At 71.9% G+C, this 12,677-nt stretch carries 11 protein-coding genes; 6 read left to right on the top strand and 5 right to left on the bottom strand.

Annotated elements, in window-relative coordinates; genetic code table 11:
• Window positions 1–14: 14 nt before the first annotated feature.
• On the bottom strand, window positions 15–911 hold the full coding sequence (locus ACXJ1Y_RS18945; protein ID WP_463847663.1) for a ketopantoate reductase family protein: 897 nt from the start codon (window positions 909–911) through the stop codon (window positions 15–17).
• Window positions 908–3,958 carry a D-2-hydroxyglutarate dehydrogenase YdiJ gene (gene ydiJ / locus ACXJ1Y_RS18940; RefSeq protein ID WP_463847662.1) on the bottom strand — a complete coding sequence of 1,017 codons (3,051 nt, stop codon included), beginning with the start codon at window positions 3,956–3,958 and terminating at the stop codon, window positions 908–910. The genes ACXJ1Y_RS18945 and ydiJ overlap by 4 nt, the downstream gene beginning before the upstream one ends.
• 96 nt (window positions 3,959–4,054) lie before the next feature.
• Between ydiJ and ACXJ1Y_RS18935 the strand changes: the two genes are divergently transcribed.
• The 6 genes from ACXJ1Y_RS18935 (at window position 4,055) to rpmG (ending at window position 9,508) form a co-directional block, all read left to right on the top strand.
• Window positions 4,055–4,393 carry a hypothetical protein gene (locus ACXJ1Y_RS18935; protein WP_463847661.1) on the top strand — a complete coding sequence of 113 codons (339 nt, stop codon included), beginning with the start codon at window positions 4,055–4,057 and terminating at the stop codon, window positions 4,391–4,393.
• A gap of 145 nt (window positions 4,394–4,538) precedes the next feature.
• Window positions 4,539–6,848: a ribonuclease R gene (rnr, locus tag ACXJ1Y_RS18930; protein ID WP_463847660.1), complete on the top strand. Its 2,310-nt coding sequence runs from the start codon at window positions 4,539–4,541 to the stop codon at window positions 6,846–6,848.
• A gap of 20 nt (window positions 6,849–6,868) precedes the next feature.
• A complete protein-coding gene (locus ACXJ1Y_RS18925; protein WP_463847659.1) occupies window positions 6,869–7,330 on the top strand; it encodes a DUF983 domain-containing protein in 462 nt (153 codons plus the stop codon).
• Window positions 7,290–8,030, top strand: a complete 741-nt coding sequence (locus ACXJ1Y_RS18920) for an NUDIX hydrolase (RefSeq protein WP_463847658.1) — start codon at window positions 7,290–7,292, stop codon at window positions 8,028–8,030. The genes ACXJ1Y_RS18925 and ACXJ1Y_RS18920 overlap by 41 nt, the downstream gene beginning before the upstream one ends.
• A 53-nt stretch (window positions 8,031–8,083) precedes the next feature.
• Entirely contained in the window at window positions 8,084–9,232 is a 1,149-nt protein-coding gene (locus ACXJ1Y_RS18915) for an MFS transporter (protein WP_463850170.1), read from the top strand.
• Between the two features lie 108 nt (window positions 9,233–9,340).
• Window positions 9,341–9,508 carry a 50S ribosomal protein L33 gene (gene rpmG / locus ACXJ1Y_RS18910; RefSeq protein WP_238252163.1) on the top strand — a complete coding sequence of 56 codons (168 nt, stop codon included), beginning with the start codon at window positions 9,341–9,343 and terminating at the stop codon, window positions 9,506–9,508.
• A 59-nt stretch (window positions 9,509–9,567) separates the two neighbouring features.
• Here the strand turns inward: rpmG and ACXJ1Y_RS18905 are convergent, their stop codons facing one another.
• The 3 genes from ACXJ1Y_RS18905 to ACXJ1Y_RS18895 form a co-directional block, all read right to left on the bottom strand.
• Entirely contained in the window at window positions 9,568–10,473 is a 906-nt protein-coding gene (locus tag ACXJ1Y_RS18905) for a LysR family transcriptional regulator (RefSeq protein ID WP_463847657.1), read from the bottom strand.
• Window positions 10,474–10,551: 78 nt separating this feature from the next.
• Window positions 10,552–12,213, bottom strand: coding sequence for an OFA family MFS transporter (locus ACXJ1Y_RS18900; RefSeq protein WP_463847656.1), 1,662 nt, complete (start codon window positions 12,211–12,213; stop codon window positions 10,552–10,554).
• 165 nt (window positions 12,214–12,378) lie between these two features.
• Window positions 12,379–12,672, bottom strand: a complete 294-nt coding sequence (locus ACXJ1Y_RS18895; RefSeq protein ID WP_463847655.1) for a formate dehydrogenase subunit delta — start codon at window positions 12,670–12,672, stop codon at window positions 12,379–12,381.
• Between the last annotated feature and the right edge of the window lie 5 nt (window positions 12,673–12,677).

Raw genomic sequence — 12,677 nt, 5'->3', positions numbered from 1 at the left:
AGGGGTAGCGCCCCTCAGGGCTCCACCAGCCTCACCAGCGTGTGCAGCACCCGGTTCGCCGGGGTCGGGATGCCCAATCGCTCGCCCTCGCGGACGACGAGGCCGTTGAGATGGTCGATCTCCGTCCGGCGGCCCCGGGCGAGGTCCTGGGCCGTCGAGGAGCGCTGCTCGGCCATGGTGCGCGCGATGGCGCGGACCTGATCCAGCATGTCCTCCGGCAGGCGCACGTCGCTCGCCCTTGCCACCGCGACGCATTCGGCGGTGACGTCGGCCAGCAAAGCCGTCACGCCCTCGCCCGCGAAGAGCCGCCCGTAGGGCTGGCCGCCCAGCGCCGAGAGGGCGTTCCAGGCGCAGTTGATCGTGAGCTTCGCCCAGAGGGCGTCCCGCACCCGCTCGGAGATCGTCGCCGGGATGCCGGCCGCGTTCAGGTGCGCCGCGACCTCCTCGCCGCCCGTCCCGAGGATCAGGTCGCCGCGCCCGTGATGGCGGACATGGCCCGCCCCCTCCATCGCGGTGGCGACGTAGACCGCCACCGGCACGACCGGCCGCCCGAGGATGGAGGCCAGCCGCTCGCCGTTGTCGACGCCGTTCTGCAGGCTGAGGATCACGGCGCCGGGCGTCAGATGCGGCCGCATCGACCGCCCGGCCTCGTCCGTGTCCCCCGACTTCACGCAGACGAGGACGAGATCCGCCCCGGCCACGCCCTCCGGCCCTGTGACGGCGTTGAGCGCGATGGTCTCGCGTCCTTGCGCGGTGTCGAGGACAAGGCCCCGCTCGGCCACGGCCTCCGCGAGGGCCGGCCGGCCGATCAGCGTGACCGGATGCCCGGCCTTGGCCAGCACGGCGCCGTAATAGCAGCCGACCGCCCCCGCCCCCATCACGGCGACGCGCATCGTGCGGGCCTCGCTCATGCCGCCGCCTTCCGGGGTGCCGCGACGGCGCTCGTCCGCACATGGTCGAGGAGCGCCCGCACCGGATGGCGCAGGCGGATGCCGTCCACGAGCTTCGCCTGGGAGCGGCAGGAATAGCCATCCGCCAGGAGATCGCCCGCCGACGCGGCGACGTGGTGCGCCCAGCTTTGCCGGTAGATCGTCTCGGAGGTCGTCCGGTGGCTCGCCTCGTGGCCGTAGGTCCCGGCCATGCCGCAGCAGCCGGAAGCCGGCACGTCGAGGCTCAGGCCGAGATGGGTGAACACCGCCTGCCAGTCCTTCACCGCGCCGGGGGCGTTGGTGCGCTCGGTGCAATGGGGCAGCAGCCGGTAGCGCTGACCGCCCTGGCGCGGGGCGATCTCCCCAAGCCGGCCGGAGAGCCATTCCTGCACCATCTCGACCTTCGGCACCGCCCCGGCGGGCAGCGCGGCGGCGTATTCCGAACGGTAGGTGAGCGTCATCGACGGGTCGATCCCGACGAGGGGCACGCCCTCTGCCGCGAGCGCCCGCAGGGAGGCCGCGCCCTCGGCTGCGACCTGACCGAACCGGGCGAGGAAGCCGTGGACATGGAGCGGCTTGCCGTTCGGCCGGTAGGGGGCCAGCCAGGGCCGGAAGCCGAGTTCCACCAGCAGGGCGCAGAGGTCGGCGACGAGCTCCGCCTCGAAATGCGTGGTGAAGGCGTCCTGTACGATCACCACGGACTTCTTGCGCTCCTCCGCGCCGAGGCCGCGCAGGGCCAGCGGGGTCGCGGTGGCGACGCCGAGCCGGCCGAGCGCCCCCGCGAGATCGAAGGTCGAGAGGGCGGGAATCGCTACCAGCCCGAGCCGCGCCAGCACCGACCGCGCGAGGGGGTTGGCGGCGAGCCGATTGCCGAGCCGCGGCGCCCGCGCGGCCAGAGGCAGGAGCGGTTCGAGGGCCGCGATCAGATGGTCCTTCAGCGGACGCGGGTAGCGCTGGTGGTAGAGCGCGAGGAACTTCGCCCGGAAGCTCGGCACATCGACCTTGATCGGACAGGAGCCCGTGCAGGACTTGCAGGCGAGGCAGCCGTCCATCGCCTCCTTCACCGCATGGGAGAAGTCGTCCCGGTGGCCGGCGGGGCGCAAACTGCGAAGGAGATCGCCGAGCCAGTTCGGGCGCTCGGCCCGGAGCGCGGCGGCGGGGTCCGCCCCGGCGGCCGTGGCAAGCCGCAGCCATTCGCGCATCAGCGAGGCGCGGCCCTTGGGCGAATGGCGCCGCTCGCGGGTCGCCTTCCAGGACGGGCACATGGCCTCGTCGGTGTCGTAGGAGAAGCAGGCGCCGTTGCCGTTGCAATGGAGCGCCGCATCGAACGCGGCCCGGACGGGGGTGGGAATCGTCCGGTCGGCCTCGCCCCGGCGGGGTACGCCGTCGATCCGCGTGAGCGACCGGCCGGCGGCGGAGGCGATCTTGCCGGGGTTCATCCGGTCGCCGGGATCGAAGGCGCGCTTCACCGTCTCCAGCACGGGCATCAGCGGCCCGAAGGTCTCGGGCACGAATTCCGAGCGGAAGCCCTTGCCGTGCTCGCCCCAGAGCAGCCCGCCGTAGCGCTTCGTCAGCGCCACGACCCCCTCCGTCACCTCGCGGATCAGGGGGCCCTGGCGCTCGTCCTTCAGGTCGATGGCCGGGCGGACATGGAGCACGCCGGCATCGACATGTCCGAACATGCCGTAGCGCAGGCCCTTGGCATCGAGGAGGGCGCGGAACTCGGCGATGTAATCGGCCAGCACCTCGGGGGGCACCGCCGTGTCCTCGACGAAGGGGATCGGCCGTGCCTCGCCCTTCGCCGCGCCGAGCAGGCCCACCGCCTTCTTGCGCATGGTCCACAGCCGTTCGATCGCCGCGCCCCGGGCGATGGTGTAGCCGACGCGCTTGCCGTGGCTCTCGCGCTCCGCGTCGAGAACGCTCGTGAGCCGGCTCAATGCCGCCGCGACGGCCCCTTCGTCGTCGCCGACGAACTCCACGAGGTTGATGCCCTCGACCGTGCGGCCCGCCGGATCGTCCGGGAAGAAGGCCCGCACCTCGGCCCAGATCGGGTCCTTGCGGGCGAGGCCGAGCACCGTCGAATCGATGGTCTCGACGGAGGCTGCGCCGAACGGCATCAGCGCCTGCGCGTCCCGGAGCGCCGCGTCGAAATCGACGTAGGACAGGGCGACCAGCGCCGCCGCCTTCGGGATCGGCAGAACGTTCAGCCGCGCCTCGGCGATGAGGGCGAGCGTCCCCTCCGATCCGCAGATCAGGCTCTTCAGGTCGAAACGCCCCTGTCCGTCACGCACATGGGCGAGGTCGTAGCCGGTGAGGCAGCGGTTGAGCTTGGGGAAGCGCTCGGCGATGAGTGCGGCATTCGCGGTGATCGCCGCATCCACCGTCCGGTGGATGTCCCCGACCCGGCCCGGCTGCGCCTTGGCGGCGGCGAGGCCCTCGGCGTCGAGGGGTTCGGCGGTCCAGACGGTGCCGTCGGTGAGCACGCAGGTCAGCGCCAGCACGTGGTCGCGGGTCTTGCCGTAGAGGCAGGAGCCCTGGCCGCAGGCATCCGTCGAGATCATCCCGCCGAGGGTGGCGCGGTTCGAGGTCGAGAGTTCGGGGGCGAAGAACAGGCCGTGCTTGGCCAACTCGCGGTTGAGCTGGTCCTTCACCACGCCGGGCTCGACGCGGACCACCCGGTTCGCGACGTCGATCTCCAGGATGCGGTTCATGTGCCGGGAGGTGTCGACCACGAGGCCATGGCCCAGCGACTGCCCGTTGGTCCCCGTCGCGCCGCCGCGCGGGCGGATGACGATCTCCGTGAAGCGCGGATCGTCGAGGAGGCGCGCGATCCGCACGAGGTCGTCGCGGCTTCGCGGGAAGGCGACGGCGCCGGGCTCGACCTGATAGATCGAGTTGTCCGTGGAGAAGACCGTCCGGTCGGCCGGCGTCAGCGACAGGTCGCCCGCGAAGCCGCGCGCGAGGAGTTCGGCGCAGGCGGCCTCGTAGAGGGGAACCGCGTCGGCGGTGCGGGTGAGAACCGGGATCATGCCGCGCGTTCTACACCCGGCGGCCCGCGAGGGAAGCCGAGGCGGCTGGCACCGCCCTTGCCAGTCCGTCGCAGGAGTCACTCACCGGGACAAGGCATGAACGCGGATGTGGAACGGGTCAGGGATGCCCTGGCCGAATTGATCAAGGCGGCCCTGTTCTCGGACGACGCCAAGAGCCTCGCCTGCCGGGAGGAAGGGGCCGCCCGGCTGAAGGCGCTGGCCGCGAACCCGCCGGACCCGGCCCATGTCCGAATCGACGGCGCCTGGACGCTCGCCATCCAGGCGGCCGAGACGCCGGACCTCGCCGACGAGGAGGGACAGGTGAACCTCACCCTGCCGCGCCAGTGCCCGTTCGCCCTCGGCGACCTGCTGGCGCCGGGCTTCGACATCGACGGCGCGGTGGAGACCATCCGCAAGTCGGCCTCGACCGGCTGACGCGGCGACTTGACCGGAGCCAACCTGCGGCATCTGTTGACGAACACGGATGAGTCGTTGCCGTGCGCCGTCTGCGCCACCACCTTCGGGGGGAAGCGCGGGCCGCACGGCCCGCTCGTCCTTTCTCAAGATACGGCACGGATCTTTGGCACCCCGCACCCGCGCGAAGGCGGACACCGCCCTCCCCCAGACGCTCCCCACGCGCGAGCAGATCCTCGCCTTCGTCGCCGAATCGAAGGAACGCGTCGGCAAGCGCGAGATCGCCAAGGCCTTCGGCGTGAAGGGCGGCGCGGCGAAGATCGAGCTGAAGGCGATCCTCAAGGAGATCGAGGGCGAGGGCGCCCTGGAGCGCGGGCGCGGCGGCCTCGCGGCGGCCGGGCGCCTGCCGCCCGTCGTGCTCGCCGACATCCGCTCCCGCGACCGCCACGGCGATTTCCTGGCGGTGCCCGCCGAATGGACCGGCGAGGGCAAGCCGCCCTCCATCGTGCTCATGCCCGTGCGCGGCGGGCGGGGCGCCAAGCGCCCGGCGCCGGGCATCGGTGATCGCGCCCTGATCCGCGTCGAGCGCGATGCGGAGGGCGGCTATTCCGGCCGGGTCATCAAGGTCATCGGGAAGAACAGGGCCGAGATCATCGGCGTCTACCGGGCCGGCGCCCAGGGCGGACGGATCGTGCCCGTCGACAAGAAGGCCCAGGGCAAGGAGATCCTGATCCCGCCGGGCGAGGAAGGCGAGGCCCGCGACGGCGACCTCGTGAGCGTCGCCCTGGAACGCGAGACCCGCTTCGGCCTGCCCAGGGGCCGGGTGAAGGAGCGGCTGGGCTCGCTGGGCTCCGAGAAGGCGGTGAGCCTCATCGCCCTGCACATCCATGGCATCCCGCATGTCTTCGCCGACGCGACGCTGGCCGAGGCCGACGCGGTGAAGCCCGCCACGCTGAAGGGCCGCGAGGATTGGCGCGACCGCCCGCTGCTGACCATCGACCCGCCCGACGCCAAGGACCACGACGACGCGGTGATGGCCGAGCCCGACGAGGACCCGGCCAATGCCGGCGGCTTCGTCGTGACGGTCGCCATCGCGGATGTGGCCGCCTACATCCGCCCCGGCACCAGCCTCGACCGGGAGGCGCTGGAGCGGGGCAACTCGGTCTATTTCCCCGACCGCGTCGTGCCGATGCTGCCCGAGCGCATCTCGAACGACCTGTGTTCCCTGCGCGAGGGCGAGGACCGCCCGGCGCTGGCCGTCCGCATGGTGATCGCCGCCGACGGGACGAAGCGCAAGCACACGTTCCACCGGGTGATGATGCGCTCGGCGGCGAAGCTCTCCTACGCGCAGGCCCAGGCCGCCATCGACGGCCATGGCGACGAGAAGACCGGCCCGCTCCTCGACAAGGCGCTCAAGCCCCTCTGGACCGCCTACGCGGCCCTGCGGACGGCGCGCGACCGGCGCGGGCCGCTCGCCCTCGACCTGCCCGAGCGCAAGGTGCTCCTCACGCCGGAGGGCGGCGTCGACCGGGTGGTCGTGCCCCAGCGCCTCGACGCCCACCGGCTGATCGAGGAGTTCATGATCCAGGCGAACGTCGCCGCCGCCGAGACCCTGGAGGCGGCCAAGCACCCGCTGATCTACCGGGTGCACGACGAGCCGGCCCTGGAGAAGATGCGCGCGCTCGGCGAGGTGCTGGCCTCGGTGGGCGTCAAGCTGCCGAAGGAGGGGGCGCTGCGGCCCGACCTGTTCAACCGCATCCTGCGCTCGGTGGCCGAGACGGAGCACGCGGTGTTCATCAACGAGGTCGTGCTGCGCTCGCAGGCGCAAGCCGTCTACGCCTCCGAGAACCTCGGCCATTTCGGCCTGAACCTGCGCCGCTACGCGCATTTCACCTCGCCGATCCGGCGCTACGCCGACCTCATCGTCCACCGGGCGCTGATCTCGGCCTGCCGGCTCGGATCGGGCGGGCTCTCGTCAGACGTGTCCGTGGGAGACCTCGCCGCCATCGGCGAGAGCATTTCCGCGACGGAGCGCCGGGCCATGGCCGCCGAGCGCGAGACCATCGACCGGCTCATCGCGGGCCATCTCGCCGACCGGGTCGGCGCGACCTTCGCCGGGCAGATCTCCGGCGTGACCCGCGCGGGCCTGTTCATCAAGCTCGACGAGACCGGGGCGGACGGCTTCGTGCCGATCTCGCAGCTCGGCGCCGACTACTTCCGCCACGAGGAGGGCCGCCACGCCCTCGTCGGCGAGCGCACGGGCGAGACCTTCCGCCTCGGCGACCGGGTGGAGGTCCGCCTCGTGGAGGCCGCGCCCGTGGCCGGCGCGCTTCGCTTCGAATTGCTGAGCGAGGGCAGGAAGAGGGGCGGCGGCGGGACGACGCGGAGCCCCGGACGGCCGTTCAAGGCGGCTTCGCCCGGACGCCCCTCCGGCATCCGCAACACCGGCACGCGCCATCGCGGCTCGCGCCGCTGAGTTCGTTTGGGAATGAAAGAATGCCCACGACGCAGACGCCCGCCCGCACGGGGCTGATCCGCTCCCTGGCGCGCGGCTTCATCGGCCGCTGCCCCTATTGCGGGGAAGGCAAGCTGTTCGGCCGCTTCCTGAAGGTGCGGCCGGATTGCGAGGCGTGCGGCCTCGAACTGCACCACCACCGCGCCGACGACCTGCCGCCCTACGTGGTGATCTTCATCGTCGCCCACATCGTGGGCTACCTGATCCTGGAGACGGAGAGCGCCTACGAGGTGCCCCTGTGGGTGGAGATGGGCGTCTGGCCGGTCTTCACCCTGGTGCTCGCCCTCGGGCTGCTGCAGCCGGTGAAGGGGGCGGTCGTCGGCCTGCAATACGCCCTTGGCATGCACGGCTTCGCCGCGCTACCGCAGGCCCGCCCCGCACCGGGGCGGGAGGAGACACGCCTTGCCCCAGCCGGACCCGGCGGCCCCGCAAGCCGCACCTGAGGCCCCCCGTCCGGCCGCGAGCCTGCGCCCCCGCGACGCCGCGACGATGATCGTCCTGGACCGGCGCGGACGGGGCGGGCCGAAGGTGCTGATGGGCCGGCGCAACGCCCGGCTCGCCTTCATGCCCGGCAAGTTCGTCTTCCCCGGTGGCCGCATCGAACTCGGCGACCGCTCCATGACCGTGGCCGGCGCCCTGCCCGATTACGCGGAGGCCGCCTTGGCCCGCCGCATCTCCCGCCCGCCGCACCATCTCGGCCGCGCCCTGGCGCTCGCGGCGATCCGCGAGACCTACGAGGAGACCGGCCTGATGCTCGGCACCGCCGAGTACGGCCCGCCGGAGGACGTGCCGGAGGGCTGGGAGGCGTTCCAGCGGCACGGGGTGCTGCCGGACCTCGAAGCCCTTCACCTCGTCGCCCGCGCGATCACGCCGCCCAAGCGCGTGCGGAGGTTCGACACCCGCTTCTTCGCGGTGGACCGCACCGGCGTCGCCGCCGAGGAGACCGGCCGGGTGAGCGAGGACAGCGAGTTCACCGAACTCGCCTGGGTGCGCCTCGATGCGGCGCGCAAGCTCGACCTGCCCTATATCACCGGCGCCATCCTCGACGAGTTGGAGGCGCAGATCGCCGTGGACTTCGCGCCCCACCGGCAGATCCCCTTCCATTACGAGCGCTACGGCCGCCGCGAGCGGGAGTTTCTGTGACACAGGTCGAGGGATCCGGCCCCGTCGCGGCGGCCGGAGGGCGCGGCGGCTGGATGCCGACCGAACGGGAGCGCGTCGCGGCCATCGCAGCGGCCATCGCCTGCGTCGCGGTGGTGGGAATCGGCCTCAGCCTGTCGATCCCGCTCCTCTCCCTGGAGATGGAGCGGCGGGGGGCGTCGAGCACGCTGATCGGCCTCAACACGGCGATGGCCGGCATCAGCAGCATTCTGGTCGTACCCTTCGTGCCGCGCGTGGCCTCGCGGATCGGGGTCGTGCCCCTGTTGACCCTGTCGCTCGTCGTCTCGGCGGTGAGCCTCGTCGCCTTCCCGCTCCTGCCCGGCCTGTGGCCGTGGTTCCCCCTGCGCTTCGTGTTCTCGGCGGGGCTCGGGGCGCTGTTCGTCCTGTCGGAATACTGGATCAACGCGGCCGCGCCCCCGGAGCGGCGGGGCCTCGTGCTCGGCATCTACACCACCGTGCTGGCGCTGGGCTTCGCCACCGGCCCGGTGCTGATCGCCCTCGTCGGCACCACGGGGGTCTGGCCCTACCTGACCGGCGCGCTCCTCGTGCTCGCCGGCCTCCTGCCCGTGCTCCTCGCGCGCGGCCTGTCGCCCGCCGTCGAGGGCGGGACCGGGCGCGGGGTGTTCGGCTATGTCCGCTTCGCCCCCGCGGCGCTCTGCGCCGCCCTGCTCTACGGCGCCGTCGAGACCGGCATCTTCGCGATCCTGCCCCTCTACGGGCTGCGCATCGGCTACGACGCACAGGGGGCGGCGGGGCTCTTGAGCCTGATCGCGCTCGGCAACGTGCTGTTCCAGATCCCCTTCGGCTGGCTCGCCGACCGCTTCGACCGGACCCTCGTCCTCCTCGGCACCAGCCTCGGCTGCGCCGTGGGCTCGGCCCTGATCCCGGCGGCCTCCGGGTCCGCGACGGCCCTCGCGGTCCTGCTGTTCCTGTGGGGCGGGCTCGCGGGCACGCTCTACACGGTGGGGCTCGCCGCCCTCGGGGCGCGGGTCTCGGCGGCGGATCTGGCGGGCGCCAACGCGACCTTCGTGGTGCTCTACAATGTCGGCCTGATCCTCGGCCCGCCGGTCATCGGCGGCGGGCTCGACCTGATCCCGCCGGACGGTTTCGCCTATGCCCTGCTCGGCCTGTTCCTGGCCTACGCCCTGCCCCTGGCCGGGACCCTGAGGCGTCGCTCCCCTTGACCTGACCGCCCCGATCGGGCATGCCACCCGCCGTATTCGGCCGGGCCTCCCCGGCCCTTTTGCGTTTCGCTCACGCGGCGGAATGCCACCCGCTCAGGAGCAACCGCCATGGCCAAGGCCGTCACCGTCAAGATCAAGCTCGTCTCCACCGCCGACACGGGCTACTTCTACGTCACCAAGAAGAACTCGCGGACGCAGACCGAGAAGCTGACGATGCGCAAGTACGACCCGGTCGCGCGCAAGCACGTCGACTTCAAGGAAAGCAAGATCAAGTAAGCGCGCCTCACCGCGCCGCACGACGGGCCGTCCCTCTGGGGCGGCCTTTTTGTTTGGCCTCAGGCCTCCGCCTCCTGCGCCATGGACTGGGCGAGTTGCCGCGCCACCGAGACCAACGCCGTCACCATCGGCGTGGACGGCTCCCGCCGGGGCGCGACGAGGCCGATCGTGTGCACGACGTCGGGGGCGGTGATCGGGATCGCCTGCAGCCCCTCGATGGAGCCCAGCGCGTTGACCAGCACCGCCGGCATGATCGACGCCCAGCGCAGCGTGCGCACATGGCTCATCAGCACGATCATCGAGTTCGATTCGAGGGTCGCGGCGGGCTCGCCCCCGGCGGCGCGGATCTGCTGGTCGATGATCCGCCGGTTCTGCATGTTCGGCGTCAGCAGGCAGAGGGGCACGCGGCCGGTCTCGGCCCAAGTCACCGATTCGCGCCCGTCGTAGGGCCCGCCCGCCGCCGTCACGAAGCGGTAGCGCTCCTGATAGAGCGGCACCGAGACGACGCGGCCCAGCGGCTCGTTGTCGAGGTAGGTGAGGCCGGCATCGGCCTCCAGGTTCTCGATCAGGGAGAAGATGTCGGTCGAGGTCGCGGACTCGATCGTCAGCCGCACGTCCGGGTGGCGCTCCCGGTAGGGCGTCGTCAGCCGCGCGACCATCGGCAGGGCGGTGGGGATGGCGGCGATGCGTAGGTGGCCCGTGAGGCCCCGGCGCAGGCCGGTGACCTCCTCGTGCATGGCGCGGGCATCGGCCACGATCCGCCGCGCCCAGGCCAGCACCCGCTCGCCCTCCGGCGTGAAGCCCTGGAAGCGCGAGCCGCGCAGCACCAGTTGCACGCCGAACCGGTTCTCCAATTGCTTCACCCCGGCCGAGAGCGTCTGCTGCGTGACGCCGCAGGCCTCGGCCGCGTGGCCGAAATGCTGCTCGCGGGCCAGCGCGAGCAGGAAGTCGAGCTTGTCGATCACGCCGTCATTCCCGGCCCCCGTCCTCCAGGGAGGTAAGCGCCCGCCCGCCCCGGCACAATGCGGCGGGCGCCGGCCCCCTTACCGGAACAGGATCAGCGCCTTGGAGAGCGTGATGCCGATGCCCCAGAGGATCGGGATGCCGACCACCGCCCAGGCGAGCAGTGCGCCGAGGCTGAACCCGCCCCGGCCGATGCCGAAGGAGCCCGACGGCAGCGGCCGGGCGCCGGGGCCGGCGCCGAGCGCGGCGACCTCCGCATCCGCCATGAACCAACACTGGGCCAGGGGCCGGACGGCGAGGTTGCAGACGAAGCCGGCCACGAGGAAGCCCGCCAGCACGTAGAGGGTGCGCCCGTAGAGGTCGGCGCCCTGCACGCCGGCCGCCGCCTGGACCTCGCGGATCTTCGTCACCACGAAGGGCCCGACGATGCCCGCCGTCGACCACGCGGTGAGCAGCCGCCCGTGGATGGCGCCCACGAACTGCGTGCCGAAGATGTCGGCGAGGTAGGCCGGGATGGTGGCGAAGCCGCCGCCATACATCGAGAGGATGACGCAGAAGATCGCCACGAACAGCGCCTGCGAGCCGGCCGTCGCGGCGGAGGGCGCGGCGGCGTAGAGGACGGCGCCGAGGAGGAAGAACGTGGCGTAGGTGACTTTCCGGCCGATCCGGTCGGAGAGGGAGGCCCAGAAGAACCGGCCGAGGATGTTGAACAGGGACAGGAGCCCGACGAAACCCGCCGCGATGGCCGCGACCTGCGCCTTCTGGCCGCCGTCGAGGGCGGCGAGCGCCGTGCCCGGCTGGCCGATGAGCGCGCCGCCGAAGATCTCCTGCAGCATCGGGGAGGCGAGAGCCAGCACGCCGATACCCGCCGAGACGTTGAGGCAGAGCACCAGCCAGATCATCCAGAACTGGACGGTCTTGTGCGCGTCCCGCAGGTGGACGTGTCCGGCGGCGATCATCGCGTTGGTGGACGCGGCGGGCGGCGTCCAGCCCTCCGGCTTCCAGCCGGCCGGCGGCACGCGGTAGCCGAAGGCGCCCGCCGTCATGAACAGCAGGTAGCCGACGCCCAACACCGCCAGCGTCTGCCAGACGCCGGCCGTGTCGGGGGTGCGGAAGGTCTTGATGAGCAGGTCGGCGAGGGGCGAGCCGATCATCGCGCCGCCGCCGAAGCCCATGATCGCCATGCCGGTGGCCATGCCGCGCCGGTCGGGGAACCATTTGATGAGCGTCGAGACCGGCGAGATGTAGCCGAGGCCGAGGCCGACGCCGCCGATCAGGCCCATGCCGAGCCAGACCAGCCAGAGCTGGTGGATGTAGACGCCGAGCGCGCCGAGCAGGAAGCCGCCGCCCCAGCACAGGGCCGCCACGAGTCCAGCCTTGCGCGGGCCCGCCCGCTCCAGCCACCCGCCGAACAGGGCCGCCGAGAGGCCGAGCACCACGATGCCGATGGAGAAGACGGTGACGAGGTCGCTCACTCGCCAATCGCAGGTGGTGGTGAACAGGGCGGTCATCACGCCCATGTCGGGGCAGGCGGCCGCCGCGGGCTTGCCCACGGAGAGCGCGCGGCTCAGGGGCAGCCAGAACACCGACAGGCCGTAGGCCATGCCGATGCAGAGATGGATGGCCAGGGCGGCGGGGGGAACGAGCCAGCGGTTGAAGCCGGGCTTGGCGACGATGCGCTCTCGCGACAGGACGCCATGCGTCTCACCGGGCGCGACAGCACCCGCAAACCCAGTCGTCATCCGTCGCCTCTCGTAACGGCCTCGTTGAACGGGCCGTCATACGAAATGCGCTTAGCGCAGAGGCCAAGACGAGGCTAGCTTACGAATGACATCCCGGGGTCAATCCCACGGGGAAACGAGATTTCGCCGATCGCGCCGCCAGCGATTGCATGGCGGCGCGTCATTTCAACCGGCGTCGCTGGCGCCCTCACCGAGCTTCTGCGGATCGCGGGTGGCCGCGCGGATCGGGCTCTCGGCCACCGGCTCGTCGATCTGCATCGCCCGGCGGACGAGGATGTCCGCCTTCTCGCCGAAGCTTGGCAGGGCCGCTTCGAGCTTGTGGACCATCTTCGGCGTCCAGAACGCCTCGATGTGCTTGTGGATGCCCGCCACCGCCTCGTCATCCGGGTAGGACCGGAAGAAGGAGGCGATCTGGTTCGCCATGCGCAGGAGCTTGTCTTCCTGGGTTGCCGCCGCCATCGGGC

The organism is Methylobacterium sp. TK26, assembly GCF_055361565.1.
The sequence above is the reverse complement of the archived record's forward strand: the minus strand, read 5'-3'. Positions and strand labels throughout refer to the sequence as shown.